Source organism: Microbacterium paraoxydans (genome assembly GCF_019056515.1).
In the GTDB taxonomy this organism is placed as follows: domain Bacteria; phylum Actinomycetota; class Actinomycetes; order Actinomycetales; family Microbacteriaceae; genus Microbacterium.
In genome coordinates this window covers 2,526,541-2,541,730 of the sequence record NZ_CP064873.1, presented here as the reverse complement: position 1 = coordinate 2,541,730, position 15,190 = coordinate 2,526,541, and the positions used below count along the sequence as shown (strand labels likewise).

15 protein-coding genes and 1 tRNA gene are annotated in these 15,190 nt (G+C 69.6%); 7 read left to right on the top strand and 9 right to left on the bottom strand.

Annotated features, from left to right (window positions below; genetic code table 11):
- The first annotated feature begins 16 nt into the window (after positions 1 to 16).
- Positions 17 to 535 (top strand): CGNR zinc finger domain-containing protein, encoded by a 519-nt coding sequence (locus IZR02_RS12415; RefSeq protein WP_025104282.1) that lies wholly within the window; start codon positions 17 to 19, stop codon positions 533 to 535.
- A gap of 3 nt (positions 536 to 538) precedes the next feature.
- Here IZR02_RS12415 and IZR02_RS12410 read toward each other — a convergent pair whose 3' ends face one another.
- On the bottom strand, positions 539 to 1,084 hold the full coding sequence (locus IZR02_RS12410) for a type 1 glutamine amidotransferase domain-containing protein (protein ID WP_025104283.1): 546 nt from the start codon (positions 1,082 to 1,084) through the stop codon (positions 539 to 541).
- Positions 1,085 to 1,242: 158 nt separating this feature from the next.
- Here IZR02_RS12410 and IZR02_RS12405 point away from each other — a divergent pair, with 158 nt between their 5' ends.
- Positions 1,243 to 1,707, top strand: coding sequence for a hypothetical protein (locus IZR02_RS12405; RefSeq protein WP_029989569.1), 465 nt, complete (start codon positions 1,243 to 1,245; stop codon positions 1,705 to 1,707).
- A gap of 8 nt (positions 1,708 to 1,715) precedes the next feature.
- Here IZR02_RS12405 and IZR02_RS12400 read toward each other — a convergent pair.
- Positions 1,716 to 1,788: transfer RNA gene (locus IZR02_RS12400), tRNA-Lys, on the bottom strand.
- Between the two features lie 135 nt (positions 1,789 to 1,923).
- A complete protein-coding gene (locus IZR02_RS12395) occupies positions 1,924 to 2,583 on the bottom strand; it encodes a fasciclin domain-containing protein (protein WP_025104285.1) in 660 nt (219 codons plus the stop codon).
- Positions 2,584 to 2,750: 167 nt separating this feature from the next.
- Between IZR02_RS12395 and IZR02_RS12390 the strand changes: the two genes are divergently transcribed.
- The 5 genes from IZR02_RS12390 to IZR02_RS12370 all read left to right on the top strand — a co-directional run bounded on the left by IZR02_RS12390 (position 2,751) and on the right by IZR02_RS12370 (position 7,588).
- Positions 2,751 to 4,463 carry a cytochrome c biogenesis protein DipZ gene (locus IZR02_RS12390; protein ID WP_025104286.1) on the top strand — a complete coding sequence of 571 codons (1,713 nt, stop codon included), beginning with the start codon at positions 2,751 to 2,753 and terminating at the stop codon, positions 4,461 to 4,463.
- A 31-nt stretch (positions 4,464 to 4,494) separates the two neighbouring features.
- Positions 4,495 to 5,097, top strand: a complete 603-nt coding sequence (gene sigK, locus IZR02_RS12385) for an ECF RNA polymerase sigma factor SigK (RefSeq protein ID WP_025104287.1) — start codon at positions 4,495 to 4,497, stop codon at positions 5,095 to 5,097.
- On the top strand, positions 5,094 to 5,873 hold the full coding sequence (locus IZR02_RS12380; RefSeq protein ID WP_025104288.1) for an anti-sigma factor: 780 nt from the start codon (positions 5,094 to 5,096) through the stop codon (positions 5,871 to 5,873). The genes sigK and IZR02_RS12380 overlap by 4 nt, the downstream gene beginning before the upstream one ends.
- A 29-nt stretch (positions 5,874 to 5,902) precedes the next feature.
- Positions 5,903 to 6,532, top strand: a complete 630-nt coding sequence (locus tag IZR02_RS12375; RefSeq protein WP_025104289.1) for a hypothetical protein — start codon at positions 5,903 to 5,905, stop codon at positions 6,530 to 6,532.
- Between the two features lie 171 nt (positions 6,533 to 6,703).
- Positions 6,704 to 7,588 (top strand): aminodeoxychorismate lyase, encoded by an 885-nt coding sequence (locus IZR02_RS12370; protein ID WP_025104290.1) that lies wholly within the window; start codon positions 6,704 to 6,706, stop codon positions 7,586 to 7,588.
- 79 nt (positions 7,589 to 7,667) lie between these two features.
- Here IZR02_RS12370 and pstB read toward each other — a convergent pair whose 3' ends face one another.
- The 6 genes from pstB to IZR02_RS12340 all read right to left on the bottom strand — a co-directional run bounded on the left by pstB (position 7,668) and on the right by IZR02_RS12340 (position 15,146).
- Positions 7,668 to 8,447 carry a phosphate ABC transporter ATP-binding protein PstB gene (gene pstB / locus IZR02_RS12365; RefSeq protein WP_025104291.1) on the bottom strand — a complete coding sequence of 260 codons (780 nt, stop codon included), beginning with the start codon at positions 8,445 to 8,447 and terminating at the stop codon, positions 7,668 to 7,670.
- Positions 8,448 to 8,476: 29 nt separating this feature from the next.
- Positions 8,477 to 9,574, bottom strand: coding sequence for a phosphate ABC transporter permease PstA (pstA, locus tag IZR02_RS12360; RefSeq protein WP_025104292.1), 1,098 nt, complete (start codon positions 9,572 to 9,574; stop codon positions 8,477 to 8,479).
- A gap of 1 nt (position 9,575) precedes the next feature.
- Positions 9,576 to 10,559 (bottom strand): phosphate ABC transporter permease subunit PstC, encoded by a 984-nt coding sequence (gene pstC, locus IZR02_RS12355; protein ID WP_025104293.1) that lies wholly within the window; start codon positions 10,557 to 10,559, stop codon positions 9,576 to 9,578.
- 106 nt (positions 10,560 to 10,665) lie between these two features.
- On the bottom strand, positions 10,666 to 11,769 hold the full coding sequence (locus tag IZR02_RS12350) for a phosphate ABC transporter substrate-binding protein PstS (protein WP_025104294.1): 1,104 nt from the start codon (positions 11,767 to 11,769) through the stop codon (positions 10,666 to 10,668).
- A 225-nt stretch (positions 11,770 to 11,994) separates the two neighbouring features.
- Positions 11,995 to 12,981, bottom strand: coding sequence for an NUDIX hydrolase (locus tag IZR02_RS12345; RefSeq protein ID WP_025104295.1), 987 nt, complete (start codon positions 12,979 to 12,981; stop codon positions 11,995 to 11,997).
- Positions 12,978 to 15,146: an RNA degradosome polyphosphate kinase gene (locus IZR02_RS12340; RefSeq protein WP_025104296.1), complete on the bottom strand. Its 2,169-nt coding sequence runs from the start codon at positions 15,144 to 15,146 to the stop codon at positions 12,978 to 12,980. Before IZR02_RS12340 ends, IZR02_RS12345 begins: the two co-directional genes overlap by 4 nt.
- Between the last annotated feature and the right edge of the window lie 44 nt (positions 15,147 to 15,190).

The following is a 15,190-nucleotide window of genomic DNA, read 5'->3' as shown; positions in this document are numbered from 1 at the left end:
GTGATGTAATGGTCTTATGCATCTCAACCCTTACGGTGAGTATGCGGTGCTCCTCGCCGCCTCCCTCGCGAACGACTGGCCGGTCGATCGCGCGGGCATCGAGGAGCGGTCGCTCGCGCTCGGGATGACGCAGACGTTTCCGCCGGCCCCCGACGACCACGCGCAGGTGCGCGCCGTGATCGACGACTGGCTGGCCATCGTGGATGAGCCGGACCCTGATGCGCGGGCCGCCCTGCTCAACGATCAGCTCGCCACCGCGGGTGCCTATCCGCGGCTCACCAATCACGATGACGAGGGCTGGCACCTGCACTACCGGGACGACGTGCGCTCGCTGCCCTTCGTGCTGCGCGCGATCATCAACCTCGGCACGGCGCTGCACCTCGTGACCAGGGGGATGAACCGACTCGGGCGCTGTGACGCGCCGCCGTGCACCAACGTCGTCGCGGACGTGACGCGCAACGGCCGCCAGCGGTTCTGCTCCGTGAGGTGCGCGAACCGGGCGGCCGTGCGGCGCCATCGGGCGCGGGTCAGCTGAGGGTCAGGCGGTCTGCCCTGCGTGCTTGCCCTCGCCGATCTCCTCGACGAGCTTGGCGTTGAATGCCGGGAGGTCATCGGGGGTGCGGCTCGACACGAGACCCTCGTCGACCACGACCTCCTCGTCCACCCAGCTCGCGCCGGCGTTGCGGAGGTCGGTCTTCAGGCTCGGGTAGCTCGTGATGGTCCGCCCGTCGACGACACCGGCCTCGATGAGGATCCAGGCGCCGTGGCAGATCACGCCCACGGGCTTGTGCTGCTCGAAGAACGCGCGGGCCAGGTCGATGGAGGCCTGATCCATGCGGAGGTGGTCGGCGTTCACCACGCCGCCGGGCAGCACGAGTGCATCGAACTGGTCGGCGCTGGCGTCCGCGGCCTTCAGGTCGACGGCCTGTTCGTGACCGTTCTTGCCGGTGATCGCCGCTCCGTCCGGGGCGATGAGCGTGGCGCTCGCGCCTTCCGTCGTCACCGCCTCCCAGGGGCTCGTGAGCTCGCTGTCCTCGAAGCCGTCCGTCGCCAGGAATGCCACGCGGTTTCCGGTGAGAGTCATGGTCCGTCCTTTCGGTGGGAAGTCGCCCTGTTCCGGGGACTCCTCGACCCTCTCCCACCGCATCAGACCTCGCCAGGGGGTGGCCAGCCGTCGGCGAGGGTGATACAGCACAGCCGCGTCGGCGCGGGGCGGCGCGGTCGACTCGATACGATCCAGACATGCGCCTCCGTCCTGCTCTCCTCCTCCTGCCGGTGCTGGTCGTGCTCGCGGGCTGCACACCCGCTCCGGAACCGACGCCGACCGCGACGTCCAGCGCCTCGGCGACGCCGTCGTCCTCGCCCGCCCCGACCACGGCCCCGACGCCCACGGAAACGTCTTCGCCCCCGGCCGCCGGCACCTTCGCGAAGGGGCAGCTCGTGTCGCTCTGCACCGAGAAGATCCGCTCGATCTCGCCGGATGCGACGTTCTTCGCCGACATGGCGACCACGGAGTGGCTGGAGGAGTCGGCGGTGTGGTTCGTGGCCGTCCCGGAGACGATCGACGGTCAGGACAACGTCGCCGTCTGCGGCATCGGGGGAAGCCCGGAGGCGCCGGACTTCGTGATGCACGGCGAGACGCTGCCGGACGGCGTCGCGGGGATCCGCGACGACCTGCTCGCCGGGAACGTCGGCGGCGACGACTGAGGATGCGGTGGGCCCCGTGGGGCTCGAACCCACGACCCGCGGATTAAAAGTCCGATGCTCTGCCAACTGAGCTAGAGGCCCGTGCTCCCAGTCTAGGGGGCGCACGACGAGGGGCCGTCGGCGCCACAGCCGCCGACGGCCCCTTCACCTGCCCCGTGTCCCTCCTGACAACAGGGGAGGCCGTGTGCCGGTCGGGTCGCCGGCACCGTCCCTGGCTTACTCAGCCGGGGGCATCAGGACCGTGTCGATGAGGTACACGGTCGCGTTCGCGGTCTGCACGCCGCCGCAGATGACGTTGGCGTCGTTGACCATCCACTCGTCACCGCTGCCGGTCACCTCGAGGTCGGCGCCCTGGACGGTGGTGTGCATGCCCTCGATGTCGGACGGCTCGATCTGGCCGGGGACCACGTGGTACGTGAGGATCGAGGTCAGCAGATCGCTGTCGGTCTTCAGCGTCTCGATGGTCGCGGGGTCGATCTTCGCGAAGGCGTCGTCGACCGGGGCGAACACGGTGAACTCGTCGCCGTTGAGCGTGTCGACGAGGTTCACGTCGGGGTTCAGCTCACCGCTCACCGCCGACACGAGCGTCGTCAGCATGGGGTTGTTCGAGGCGGCGACCGCCACCGGGTCCTGGGACATGCCCTGGATGGAACCGGCGCCGTCCGGGACCTCTTCCGCGTACGCTGCGCAGCCCGGGCCGACGAGGTTCGCCGCGGGGTCCATCTCCATCGGCGTCGACTCCGACGTCTCCGGCGTCGTCGGCTCCGACGACTCCTCCGTGCTCGTTCCGCTGCCCATGGAACATGCCGAGAGCAGGAATGCGCTCGCCAGACCCAGGGTGACTGCTGCGGTGACCTTCTTCTTGGTGCTGAACATGTCGAGCTCCTTCGAAACTCCGGCCACGGCCTCTCCGTGGCGTCGAGGGCTGTTCGGAAGCCTCTTCGGATCGGATGGGAGGAATTTCGAGATTCTCCGAAATCGGATCCGATCCAATCCGCTGCGGGGGGTCGGCGCGAACAGCACCCGACAGAGACGAGGACCTCATGGACCTGATCATCATCGGCCTGCTCGGCGGGCTCATCACCGGCATCTCGCCGTGCATCCTGCCCGTGCTCCCGGTGATCTTCCTCACCGGCGGTGCCCAGTCGGCGTCCTACGAGGGGGAGGCGGTGCCGGCGAAGCGCAGCCGCCCCTACTTCGTCATCGCCGGCCTCGTGCTGAGCTTCACGCTCGTGACGCTCGCCGGGTCGCTCCTGCTGGGCCTGCTGAACCTGCCGCAGGACATCATCCGCTGGGTCGGCATCGCGGTGCTGGTCGTCATCGGGGTGGGACTCATCGTGCCGCGGTTCCAGCACATCCTGGAGCGGCCGTTCCAGCGCTTCGGACAGCGCGAGGTGAAGAACCGCGGCAACGGCTTCGGCGTCGGCCTTGCTCTCGGGGCCGTGTTCGTCCCCTGCGCGGGCCCGGTCCTCGCGGCCATCATCGTCGCCGGCTCCACAGGGCAGATCGGCGTGGGCACCGTGCTCCTCACCGTCTCCTTCGCGATCGGCGTCGCGGTGCCGCTGCTGGTCTTCGCACTCGCGGGTCGCAGCGTCATCGAGCGCATCCGGGCCTTCCGGACGAAGGAGCGCGCGCTGCGGATCGCCGCCGGCGTGGCGATGATCGCCCTCGCCGTGGGACTCGTCTTCAACGTGCCGCAGGCGCTGCAGCGTCTGCTCCCGGACTACACCGCGCCGCTGCAGGAGCAGATCGCCGACTCCGAGCAGGTGCAGGACGCCCTCGACCTCGGTGGCCTGGTGAACGAGGAGAACAAGGACCTCGACAAGTGCACGAACGGCGCGACCGAGCTGGAGTCCTGCGGGACGGCGCCCTCCATCAAGGGGATCCAGCAGTGGCTCAACACCCCGGACGGGGAGGCGATCGACCTGAAGGACCTGCGCGGACAGGTGGTCCTCATCGACTTCTGGGCGTACTCCTGCATCAACTGCCAGCGCTCCATCCCGCACGTCGTGGCCTGGGACGAGGCCTACCGGGACGCGGGGCTGCAGGTGATCGGCATCCACTCGCCCGAGTACGCGTTCGAGAAGGATCCGGGGAACGTCGCGGCGGGCGCGCGCGACTTCGGCATCGAGTACCCGGTCGCTCTCGACAACACCCTCTCCACCTGGACCAACTACCGCAACCGGTACTGGCCCGCGCACTACCTCATCGATGCGGAGGGGACCGTCCGCCACATCTCCTTCGGCGAGGGCAACTACGCCGCGACGGAGGCGATGATCCGGGAGCTGCTGCAGGACGCCGACCCCGACGTCGAGCTGCCCGCCGCCACGGACGTGAAGGACGAGACCCCCGAGGTGGGAGCCACGACCCGGGAGACCTTCCTCGGCTCCTCGAAGGACGTCAACTACGGCGGCGGCGACGAGTACCGCCGCGGCGACGGCAGCTTCCGCTTCCCCGATGACCAGCCCGACGACAGCTTCGCGCTGGACGGCGACTGGACCGTGGACACGCAGTACGTCACGCCGACCGCTGAGGACGCGCGGATCCGGCTGCAGTATCGCGCGGCCGAGGTGCGCATGGTCGTCGCGGGGTCGGGCGAGGTTGTGGTCACCGACGCCGACGGGAACGCGCAAACGATCCGGATCGACGGGACGCCACGCTCCTACGGCCTGCTCGAGCAGGACGACATCCTGAAGGGCACGTTCACGCTCGAGGTCCCCACCGGCGTCGAGGTGTATTCGTTCACATTCGGGTGACGTCTGCACGGGAAGAGGGAGGAGATACGGCATGCTTATGGAGATGGTCATCGATGGGATGGACGTCCCCGAGGACGGGACGGCGCCGCAGGATGCTGTCGCCGACCTCCTCGTCCGCGTCGCCTCCGGTGATCAGGCTGCCTTCGCCACGCTGTACGACTCCCTCTCCTCCCGTGTGTTCGGCCTCATCCTGCGCGTCCTCGTGAACCGCGCGCAGAGCGAGGAAGTGCTGCAGGAGGTGTTCCTCGAGATCTGGCAATCCGCTTCCCGGTTCGCTCCGAACAAGGGACAGGGACGAACCTGGGTGATGACCATCGCGCATCGCCGGGCCGTGGATCGGGTGCGGGCTTCGCAGTCGAGTGCGGACCGGGACGTACGCGCGGGCTTCAAGGACCTCGGCGTCGCGCACGACAGCGTGGCGGAACGGGTGGAGCTGGGGATCGAGGGAGAGCGGGTCGTCGCGGCGCTGTCGGGGCTTCCGGAGGCGCAGCGGGAGGCGCTCGTCCTCGCCTACTACGGCGGTTACAGTCAGAACGAGATCGCGGCGCTCGTGGGAGCACCGCTGGGCACGATCAAGACACGGATGAGAGACGGGCTGACCCGGCTCCGCACGGCGATGGGGGTGACGGCATGAACGAGAAGGACTTCGCGGAACTCGCAGCAGGGGCCGCGCTCCACGCGCTCTCGGCGGACGACGAGCGCCGGTACCGCCGTGCCCTCGCCGAGCACCCGGAGTGGGCGGCGCAGGACGACACCGGCACCGAGACGGCCGCTCTCCTCGCCGACGGCGTGGCCCCGGTCGCTCCGCCCGCCGGCATCCGTGCGGCTCTGCTCGCGCAGATCGCCCAGACTCCGCAGGGCGGCGCCGCGGACTCCTCGTCCGACTCGGGCGAGCCCGACGGACCCGCGGACGAGAGCCCTGCCTCCGGTGCCGCCGCTCCCGCTCCGGCTCGCCGCTGGACCCGGCTCGCTTTCGCGCTCGCCGCATGCCTCGCGCTCCTCGTGGGCGTCGGGATCGGTGCGGTCGCTCTGAACGACCAGCTGAACCGCCCGGCGAGTGTCGTCGCGCTGCAGGAGATCGAATCCGCGGGCGACGCGCAGAAGGCGACGGTCGAGCTCGACGACGGCGCGACGGCGACGGCGCACTGGTCGGGCTCGGTCGGCAAGGCCGTGCTCGTCACGGACGGACTGCCCGAGGTAGCGGACGGCAAGACCTATGAGCTGTGGTTCGTGCGCGGGGAGGATCCCATCGCCGCGGGTGTTTTCGACGTCGACGACGGAGAGGCCACCGCGCTCCTCGAGGGCGAGATGCAGGCGGGCGACGCCATCGCGGTCACGGTCGAGCAGGAGGGCGGATCGCCGTCCGGGCTGCCCACGACCGACCCGGTGATCGTCATCCCGACGGCCTGAGCGTCGGAGGCGGGGCGTACCCTGGAGGGATGCCCGAGCAGCACCACCGCCCCGTGCGTCGTCCGACGAGCGCCTTCGACAACATCGTCGGCGCCCATGATCCCGCCGAGGAGACGCGTGTCGCACACGCCACCGCCTCCGCGTTGCTGACCCGCGTCCGCGAGGACGAGAGCGGGGCGAGCGTCGAGCGGCTGATCGCCTTCACGAGCGAGCACGGCATCGACGAGATCGCGGAGCTGTGGTCGAAGGCGCCGTCGCGCACCCTCCCCGGGTCGCTGTGGCGGATGTACGTGCTCCAGCTCGCGATCCACGGCGATCCGCGCACCGCGGCCCTTCTCTACGACCGGGGACGGGTCGAGCTGCCGTCGGCCGACGCCGTGGTCGCCGGGGCGCCCGTGCCGGCGAGCCCGGACGAGCTCGTCGCGCTCATCGACACGATCCTGCGCGGCGCCTTCCGCGGCGACTTCGCCGTGGCGCTGGAGCGGGCGGCGGCGTTCTGCCGCGTCCAGGCCTCGGGGGCGACGCACACCGCCGACGACTACGAGCCCACGGAGCCTGCCCGGGCGAGCGAGCTCACCACGCGGGCGCTGCGGCTGAGCAGCTATGCCCAGGACCTCGCGGCGTCGGCGGCCCTGTGGCGCACCGGCGCCCTGGCCTGAGTCCGAGCGGGCGGGACGGCGTCCGGACAGAGAAAGACCGGGCCGCAAGAACGCCTCTCGGCGGAAGGCCGCTCGCAGCGGCGAAAATTGGAGCCCGGGGTTATGCGGCCCGGCCACTCCAGTGTAACGCGAGGACGCGGTGGGTATTCCCGGCGGCCTAGGCTCGGTGACATGACCCGTCGCTTCGCCCTCATGATCGATCCCGTCGCCGCCGACGAGCAGCGTGCCGACTACGCCGACACGTTCACGCAGGTGGACGCCGCGGCCCCCGCCCTCAGTGTCGGCGAGCTGAGCACGCAACGGGGCGACGGCGTGTTCGAGTCCATCGGGGTCGTCGACGGACATGCGCAGGAGGTCGTCCCGCATCTGGAACGCCTTGCGCATTCGGCGCGACTCTGCGACCTCCCGGTGCCGAACCAGGAGCAGTGGCGGCGGGCGATCCAGCAGGCCGCCGCACAGCTCGGGGCGGGGGAGTCGGTCATCAAGCTGATCCTCAGTCGCGGCGTCGAGCACGGGCCGACGCCGACCGCCTGGGTCACGGCGGCTCCGGCGGCGGACTTCGCGGCCGTACGGCGGAACGGTGTCAAGGTCGTCACCCTCGACCGCGGATACGACCTCGGCGCAGCGGAACGGGCGCCCTGGCTGCTGCTCGGCGCCAAGACGCTGTCCTACGCCGTGAACATGGCGGCCCTGCGCGAGGCCAAGCGCCGCGGAGCCGACGACGCGATCTTCCTGTCGAGCGACGGCTTCGTGCTGGAGGCTCCGACGGCCTCCCTCATCCTGCGCTTCGGCGACCGCTTCACGACCCCGGCCCCGAATGGCGGGATCCTGCATGGCACCACGCAGCTCAGCGTCTACGACCACCTTCTCGCGCGGGGCTTCGAGGTGGGGTACGACCGCATCCCCGCCGCCGATCTGACGCGGGCCGACGCCGCATGGCTCGTGTCGAGCGTGCGTCTCGCGACCGCCATCACCGCGATCGACGGCACGCCGGTCGCCGTGGACACCTCCCTCACGGACGACCTCAACGCCTACCTCCTCTCCCCGCGCGACTGAGTCCTCCGGCGGGACGGACGGAGACGAGAACGGGCCCGGACGCGAGGCGTCCGGGCCCGAAGACCGAAGAGAGTGCGGGTCAGCCGAAACGGCCGGAGACGTAGTCCTCGGTGGCCTGCACTGACGGGGTGGTGAAGATGCTCGTGGTGTCGTCGTACTCGATGAGTTTTCCGGGCTTGCCGGTGCCGGCGATGTTGAAGAACGCGGTCTTGTCGGAGACCCGGCTCGCCTGCTGCATGTTGTGCGTCACGATGACGATCGTGAACTCGTTCTTGAGCTCGCCGATCAGCTCCTCGATCGCGTAGGTCGAGATGGGGTCGAGGGCGGAGCACGGCTCGTCCATCAACAGCACCTCCGGGGAGACGGCGATCGCGCGGGCGATGCAGAGACGCTGCTGCTGGCCGCCCGAGAGCCCGGAGCCCGGACGGTCGAGGCGGTCCTTGACCTCGTTCCACAGGTTCGCGCCGGTGAGCGACTTCTCGACGAGGTCGTCCTGCTCGCTCTTCGACATGCGCTTGTTGTTGAGCTTCACGCCGGCGAGCACGTTCTCCTTGATCGACATCGTGGGGAACGGGTTCGGCCGCTGGAACACCATGCCGACCTGGCGACGCACGAGCACCGGGTCCACGCCGGCGCCGTAGAGGTCCTTGCCGTCGAGCAGCACCTCGCCCTCGACGCGGGCGCCGGGGATCACCTCGTGCATGCGGTTCAGGGTGCGGAGGAAGGTGGACTTGCCGCAGCCCGACGGGCCGATGAAGGCCGTGACACTGCGCGGCTGGATGTCGAGGGAGACGCCTTCGACCGCGAGGAAGTTGCCGTAGTAGACGTTGAGGTCGTTGACTTCGATGCTCTTGGACACGTGGATTCCTATTCTGAGTGGTCGGGCGCTCAGCGGCCGTTGACTTTCGGGGCGAACAGCTTCGCGATCAGGCGGGCGAGCAGGTTCAGCACCATGACGATGAGGATGAGGGTGAGGGCGGCGGCCCAGGCGCGCGCGACGGCGGCGTCCGGGCTCGTGCCCTGGTTCATGTACTGGTTGTAGGCGAACACCGGGAGGGTCATCATCTGGCCGTCGAAGATGTTCGTGTTGAGGCTCTGCGTGAAGCCGGCGGTGAGCAGCAGCGGGGCGGTCTCGCCGATCACGCGGGAGATGGCGAGCATGACCGAGGTCATGATGCCGGCGATCGAGGTGGGCAGGACGACCTTGAGGATCGTGAGCCACTTCGGCACGCCCAGGGCGTAGGAGGCCTCGCGCAGCTCGTTCGGGACGATCCGGAGCAGCTCCTCGCTGCCGCGCACCACGACAGGCGTCATCAGCACGGCGAGGGCGAGAGCGCCCATGAAGCCCATGGAGATCCCGGGACGGATCAGGAGGGCGAACACCGCGTAGATGAACAGACCGGCGACGATCGAGGGGATGCCCGTCATCACGTCGACGAAGAACGTGATGGCCTTGGCGATCTTGCCGCGGCCGTACTCGACCAGGTAGATCGAGGTCATCAGACCGACCGGGACCGAGATGATCGTGGCCGTCAGCGTGATGAGGACCGTGCCCCAGATGGCGTGCACGATACCGCCGCCTTCACCGACGACGTTGCGCATCGAGTAGGTGAAGAACTCGGCGTCGAAGCGCTCGAGGCCGTTCGCCACCACGGTCCACAGCAGGGAGATCAGCGGCAGCAGGGCGATGAGGAAGGCCGTGGCGACGAGGGCCGTCATCAGGCGGTCGACGGCCTTGCGACGGCTCTCCGCGATCGACGAGATCACCGTGATGATCACCATGTAGAGCAGGATGCCGACGACGACGGTGCCCGCGATGTTGAAGTCGGCGAGCGGGGTGTCCGAGCCGGCGGCGGCGACACCGAAGACGGCGGCGGACACGACGAACGAGACGCCGAGGAGGGCCCACGGAGCCCACTTCGGCAGGCGGCCGGAGGTGAGGGCGGTGGTGCTCGCGGCGGGCGGAGCGCTGGTGAGGGCGGTCATGTCAGTTCGCTCCCGAGAACTCGGCGCGGCGGGCGACGATCCAGCGCGCCAGCGCGTTGACCGCGAAGGTCACGACGAAGAGGATGAGGCCGGTCGCGATCAGGGTGTTCACACCGGTGCCGTGCGCCTCCGGGAAGGCGAGGGCGATGTTCGCGGGGATCGGCGTGGGGTTCGTGGCGGTGAGCACGAGGAAGCTGACGACCGCCGAGGGGGAGAGCACCATCGTCACGGCCATCGTCTCGCCGAGCGCGCGGCCGAGGGCCAGCATCGCCGCCGACACCATGCCGCCGCGCGCGAAGGGGAGCACGGCCATGCGGACCATCTCCCAGCGCGTGGAGCCGAGGGCGAGGGCCGCCTCCTCGTGGAGCTTGGGGGTCTGCAGGAAGACCTCGCGGCAGATGGCGGTCATGATCGGGATGCACATCACGGCGAGGACGAGGGCGGCGGTGAGGATGGTCTTGCCCGTCGCGGAGACCTGGCCGCCGAAGAACGGCACCCACGAGGCGTTCTCGTTGAGCCACACGTAGATCGGCTGGAGCATGGGGGCGAGCACGAGGCCGCCCCAGAGGCCGAACACCACGGAGGGCACCGCGGCGAGCAGGTCGATGATGTAGCCGAGGAACGACGCGAGCCGCCGGTGGGCGTAGTGCGAGATGAAGAGCGCGATGCCGATGGCGATGGGGGCGGCGATCAGCAGGGCGATGAACGAGGCCCAGAGGGTGCCGAAGACGAGCGGCCAGACGTACACCCAGAACGACTCGCCCCGGAGGATGTGGTTGTCGGAGGTGTCGAGCTGGAACGCCGGCAGGCTCTGGATGATGAGGAAGGCGGCGACGAGCGCCAGCACGATCAGGATGATGATGCCGGCGGCCAGCGCCGTGCCGGAGAAGACCCGGTCGCCGAGGCGCTGCTTGGCCTTGATCGGTGTGGGCGGCGCCGGTGTCGGTGCCGGTGCCGTTGTCGGCTCCTGCGCGGTCGTGCTCATGATCTCCCTGTTTCGGGCCGGGTGGAGATGGATCGGGTGCTGACCTGGCGGAGCCCCCGCGCCCGCTCGGGGACGCGGGGGCACCGTCGTCAGTGGATCGGCAGGATCAGCCGACCTGGATGAGGTCGATCGCGGCCTGGACCTGCTCGCGCAGGCCGTCCGAGATCGGGGCGCTGCCGGCGTTCTCGGCGGCGGCGTCCTGGCCCTCGGCGCTCGCGATGTACGTGAAGTACTCCTTCACGAGCTCCGCGACGTTGCTGTCCTCGTACTGCTCGCAGCCGATGAGGTAGCTGACCAGGGCGATCGGGTAGGCGCCGTCCGCAGCAGCGGCCGGGTCGACGTCGAAGACGAGGTCGCCCTCACCACGGCCCTCGGCGAGCGGCGAGCCCTCGACGAGCTTCGCGGCGGCCTCGGCCGAGTAGGAGACGAAGTCCTCGCCGACGCCCACGGCGACCTGGCCGAGGCCGTCCGCCTGGGATGCGTCGAGGAAGCCGATCGCGCCGTTGCCGGCGGTGAGGGCCTGCTTCACGCCCGAGGTGCCCTGAGCGGCCTCGCCACCCTGGATCGGCCACTCGTCGGAGACCTCGTAGGTCCAGACGTCGGGGGCCGTCGCGCTGAGGTACTTGGCGAACGTCTCCTGCGTGCCCGAGGGGTCGGAGCGGTGCACCGGCGAGATCGCCAGGTCGGGGAGCTCGACGCCGTCGTTCAGGGCGGCGATGGCCTCGTCGTTCCAGTTGGTGATCGTGCCGGCGAAGATGCCTGCGATCGTGGCGGCGTCGAGGTTCAGCGTGTCGATGCCCTCGAGGTTGAACGCGACGGCGACGGGGGAGATGTAGAGGGGGACCTCGACGATGTCGTCGGTGGTGCAGGCGCCGAAGCCGCCGGCGGCGAGCTCCTCGTCGTTGAACGCGCGGTCCGAGCCGATGAAGTTGCTGCCGCCCTCGAGGAAGTTCTCGCGGCCGGTGCCCGAGCCGGTGGGCTCGTAGTTGACCGTCACGTCGGGGTTGGCGGTCTGGAAGGCGGCGACCCAGGCCTCCTGGGCTGCGGTCTGCGAGGACGCGCCGGTCGCGTCGATCGTGCCGGAGAGCGTGGACTCCGAGGGCTCTTCGCTGGAGCCGCCGGTTCCGCCTTCGTTCGCGGCACAGCCGGCGAGGGCGAGAGCGGCGACGGCGCCGATGGCGCCGATTCGTGCGATTCGGGAGATCTTCACTGTGGATCCTTCGATCTTGGAGGGGTGGGGCCCGGTGCAGGGCACACAGTGACGCTAGGGGCGACGGTTAACGAGACTCTCCCGCGCAGGTGAACGGCAGGTGAACGACCGGCGACTCTCTGGAGCCGATCCCCGTCACTGCGCGGCCCCCTCCGTTTCGAATCGCCCACTTTGCGCCATCCCCGGCCGAGATGCAGCGAAGTGCGCGATTCGAACGAGGGAGGGTCAGACCTTGGGGGCGTGGGTCTCGATCGAGATGATGCCGGAGCCGGGATTGGTCGCCGAGACGTGCACCACGGAGAACGCGCCGGTCTCCAGGTCGGCGGCGCTGCCGACGTACGAGCCGTGCACGGTGCCGGTCGCGAGGGCGATCTCCGAGAGGAGCGCAGGCAGCACCGGGCCGTGGCTGCAGAGCACGGCGGGCTTGCCGGCGCGGATGCGGCGGCCGACGACGGAGCGGAGATCGGCGACGCCGTCCTCCCAGGCGTCCTGGCTGATCTTCTCGGTGAGGACCGGCTTGCGGTCCAGGGCCTTGGCGAGCGGCGTGACCGTCTGCACGCAGCGCACCGCGTCGCTGGTGACGATCTTGCGCACGCCGAAAGCGCGGAGCGGTCCGACGATGGCCTTGGCCTGGCGCTTCCCGCGGTCGGTGAGCGGCCGGGCCGCGTCCGCCTTGTCCCACTCCGAACGGGGAAGGGCCTTCGCGTGCCGGAGGGCGATCACCGGGAAGGTCCGCAGCACGCCGTCGTCGACGAGGGCCGCGAACGCATCGAGGATCTCGAGGTCGACGGGGTAGCTCAGCGCGGCACGGGCCTTCTTCACGCTGACCCACTCGAGGGCGGCGATCTCGCGGTTGGGCACGAAGGTCGACGCGCGGATCGCGGCGTCCGTCGCCTCGGCAGCCCAGTAGTGCACCACCTTCTGCTTGCGGGACGCGAGGTGATAGCGGCTGATCCCGACCGGCACGCCGAGGGCCACGCGGATGCCGGTCTCCTCGTGCACCTCACGGACGGCGGTCTCCGCGAGCATCTCGCCCGGGTCGACCTTGCCCTTCGGCAGGGTGACGTCGCGGTACTTCGTGCGGTGGATGAGCAGGATCCGCAGCTTGCCGTCGACCAGACGCCAGACGACGGCGCCGGCCGCGTACACGGCCTTGTCCGCCCACTTCGCGTCGGCCGCGGACGGCGGGAGCTGGACCTGCCGCGCCGTCATCGAACCGCCCGTGCCCGACGACGTCGCTGGATCATCCCCATGGTCTTATCCTGCAGGTCGGTGAGCGGCTTGCCGTCGGCATCCACGGCGTGGCGCTCCCACACGCCGTCGCGGCCGAGGTGCCACGACGAGGTCCGGTCATCCATCGCCAGGTCGAAGAAGGCGGTGAGCTCCTTGAGATGCGCGGGGTCGGTGACCCGCACCAGGGCCTCGACGCGCCGATCGAGGTTGCGGTGCATCATGTCGGCGCTGCCGATGTACACCTGCGGGTCGCCATCGTTCTCGAACGTGAAGATGCGCGAGTGCTCGAGGTAGCGGCCGAGGATGCTGCGGACGGTGATGTTGTCGCTGATCCCGTCGAGGTCGGGCCGCAGGCTGCAGATTCCGCGCACCCACACGTCGACCTTCACCCCTGCGGCGCTGGCGCGGTAGAGGGCGTCGATGATCTCCTCGTCGACCATCGAGTTGACCTTGATGCGGATGTGCGCGGGCTTGCCCGACTCGGCGATCCGGCGCTCGGCGTCGATCAGCCGCACGAGGCCCTTGCGGAGGTGGAGCGGGGCGACGAGCAGACGCTTGAACTTCTTCTCGATCGCGTAGCCGCTGAGCTCGTTGAACAGCCGGGTGAGGTCCTTGCCGACCTGGGCATCGGCGGTGAACAGACCGAAGTCCTCGTAGATGCGGCTCGTCTTCGGGTTGTAGTTGCCGGTGCCGACGTGCGAGTAGTGCTGGAGTCTGCCCTCCTCCTCGCGGATCACGAGGGCGAGCTTGCAGTGGGTCTTGAGTCCGACGAGACCGTACACCACGTGCACGCCGGCCTTCTCGAGCTTGCGTGCCCACACGATGTTGTTGGCCTCGTCGAATCGGGCCTTCACCTCGACGAGGGCGAGCACCTGCTTGCCGGCCTCGGCGGCGTCGATGAGGGCCTGCACGACGGGGCTGTCGCCGGACGTCCGGTACAGCGTCTGCTTGATGGCGAGCACGTGCGGGTCGCGGGCGGCCTGCTCCAGGAACGCCTGGACGCTCGTGGTGAAGGACTCGTACGGGTGGTGCACGAGCACGTCGGACTTCCGGATCGCCTTGAAGATGTCCGCACGGGTGTTGGAGCCCGTCGGCTGGAAGGCCACCGCGGTGGTGGGGAGGTGCGGCGGGTACCGCAGATCGGGGCGATCGATGCGCGACAGATCGAAGAGGCCGCGCAGATCGAGCGGCCCGGGGAGGCGGTAGACCTCCTGGTCGGTGATGTCGAGCTCGCGCACGAGGAGGTCCATCGTGACCTCGTCCATGTCGTCGGTGATCTCGAGCCGGATCGGCGGCCCGAACCGGCGGCGCAGCAGCTCGGCCTCCAGCGCCTGGATGAGGTTCTCGCTCTCGTCCTCCTCGATCTCCACGTCCTCGTTGCGGGTGAGGCGGAACGCGTGGTGGTCGAGCACCTCCATGCCGGGGAACAGGTCGCCGAGGTGGTTGGCGATGAGCTCCTCGAGCCGGAGGAAGCGCTTGATCTCGCCCGTCGACGGCACCTCGACGAAGCGCGGCAGCATGGGCGGCACCTTGAGGCGTGCGAACTCCTGGCGGCCGGTCCGCGCATTGCGGATGCGGATGGCGAGGTTCAGGGAGAGCCCGGAGATGTAGGGGAACGGGTGCGCCGGGTCGACCGCCAGCGGCATCAGCACCGGGAAGACCTGTGCGCCGAAGTAGTCGGACAGCGCGCTGCGCTCGTCGTCGGTGAGATCCGACCACTCCGTGATCTCGATGCCGGAGTCGGCGAGGGCGGGGCGGACGAGCTTCGTCCAGGCGTCCGCGTGGCGGAGCTGGAGGGCGTGCGCCTCGCGCGAGATGTCGGCGAGGGCGTCGACGGGGGAGCGTCCGATGTTGGTCGGCACGGCGAGACCGGTCATGATGCGCCGCTTGAGACCGGCCACGCGCACCATGAAGAACTCGTCGAGGTTGCTGGCGAAGATCGCCAGGAAGTTCGCCCGCTCCAGCTCCGGCAGCGACGGGTCCTCCGCGAGTTCGAGCACCCGCTGGTTGAACGCGAGCCAGCTCAGCTCGCGGTCCAGGTAGCGATGGTCGGGGAGCTGCGAGTCCGGCGCCTCGACGGCGTCGTCGAAGTCGTCGTCTTCGGCGTCACCGAGTCCGGCGTCGGCGAGTGCGGGATCGATCATGGGGTACATCTAAGCACCGGCAGGTGTCGGGCGTGTGAACGGCG

What these genes read in the sequence shown, in the direction of transcription:
- pstC (WP_025104293.1), bottom strand. Translation starts at nt 10,559, where the DNA reads ATGAGCACGACCGCGCAGGAGCCGACAACGGCACCGGCACCGACACCG.
- IZR02_RS12375 (WP_025104289.1), top strand. Translation starts at nt 5,903, where the DNA reads ATGCCCGAGCAGCACCACCGCCCCGTGCGTCGTCCGACGAGCGCCTTC.
- IZR02_RS12370 (WP_025104290.1), top strand. Translation starts at nt 6,704, where the DNA reads ATGACCCGTCGCTTCGCCCTCATGATCGATCCCGTCGCCGCCGACGAG.
- IZR02_RS12405 (WP_029989569.1), top strand. Translation starts at nt 1,243, where the DNA reads ATGCGCCTCCGTCCTGCTCTCCTCCTCCTGCCGGTGCTGGTCGTGCTC.
- IZR02_RS12415 (WP_025104282.1), top strand. Translation starts at nt 17, where the DNA reads ATGCATCTCAACCCTTACGGTGAGTATGCGGTGCTCCTCGCCGCCTCC.
- IZR02_RS12395 (WP_025104285.1), bottom strand. Translation starts at nt 2,583, where the DNA reads ATGTTCAGCACCAAGAAGAAGGTCACCGCAGCAGTCACCCTGGGTCTG.
- sigK (WP_025104287.1), top strand. Translation starts at nt 4,495, where the DNA reads ATGCTTATGGAGATGGTCATCGATGGGATGGACGTCCCCGAGGACGGG.
- IZR02_RS12390 (WP_025104286.1), top strand. Translation starts at nt 2,751, where the DNA reads ATGGACCTGATCATCATCGGCCTGCTCGGCGGGCTCATCACCGGCATC.
- IZR02_RS12380 (WP_025104288.1), top strand. Translation starts at nt 5,094, where the DNA reads ATGAACGAGAAGGACTTCGCGGAACTCGCAGCAGGGGCCGCGCTCCAC.
- IZR02_RS12340 (WP_025104296.1), bottom strand. Translation starts at nt 15,146, where the DNA reads ATGATCGATCCCGCACTCGCCGACGCCGGACTCGGTGACGCCGAAGAC.
- IZR02_RS12345 (WP_025104295.1), bottom strand. Translation starts at nt 12,981, where the DNA reads ATGACGGCGCGGCAGGTCCAGCTCCCGCCGTCCGCGGCCGACGCGAAG.
- pstA (WP_025104292.1), bottom strand. Translation starts at nt 9,574, where the DNA reads ATGACCGCCCTCACCAGCGCTCCGCCCGCCGCGAGCACCACCGCCCTC.
- IZR02_RS12410 (WP_025104283.1), bottom strand. Translation starts at nt 1,084, where the DNA reads ATGACTCTCACCGGAAACCGCGTGGCATTCCTGGCGACGGACGGCTTC.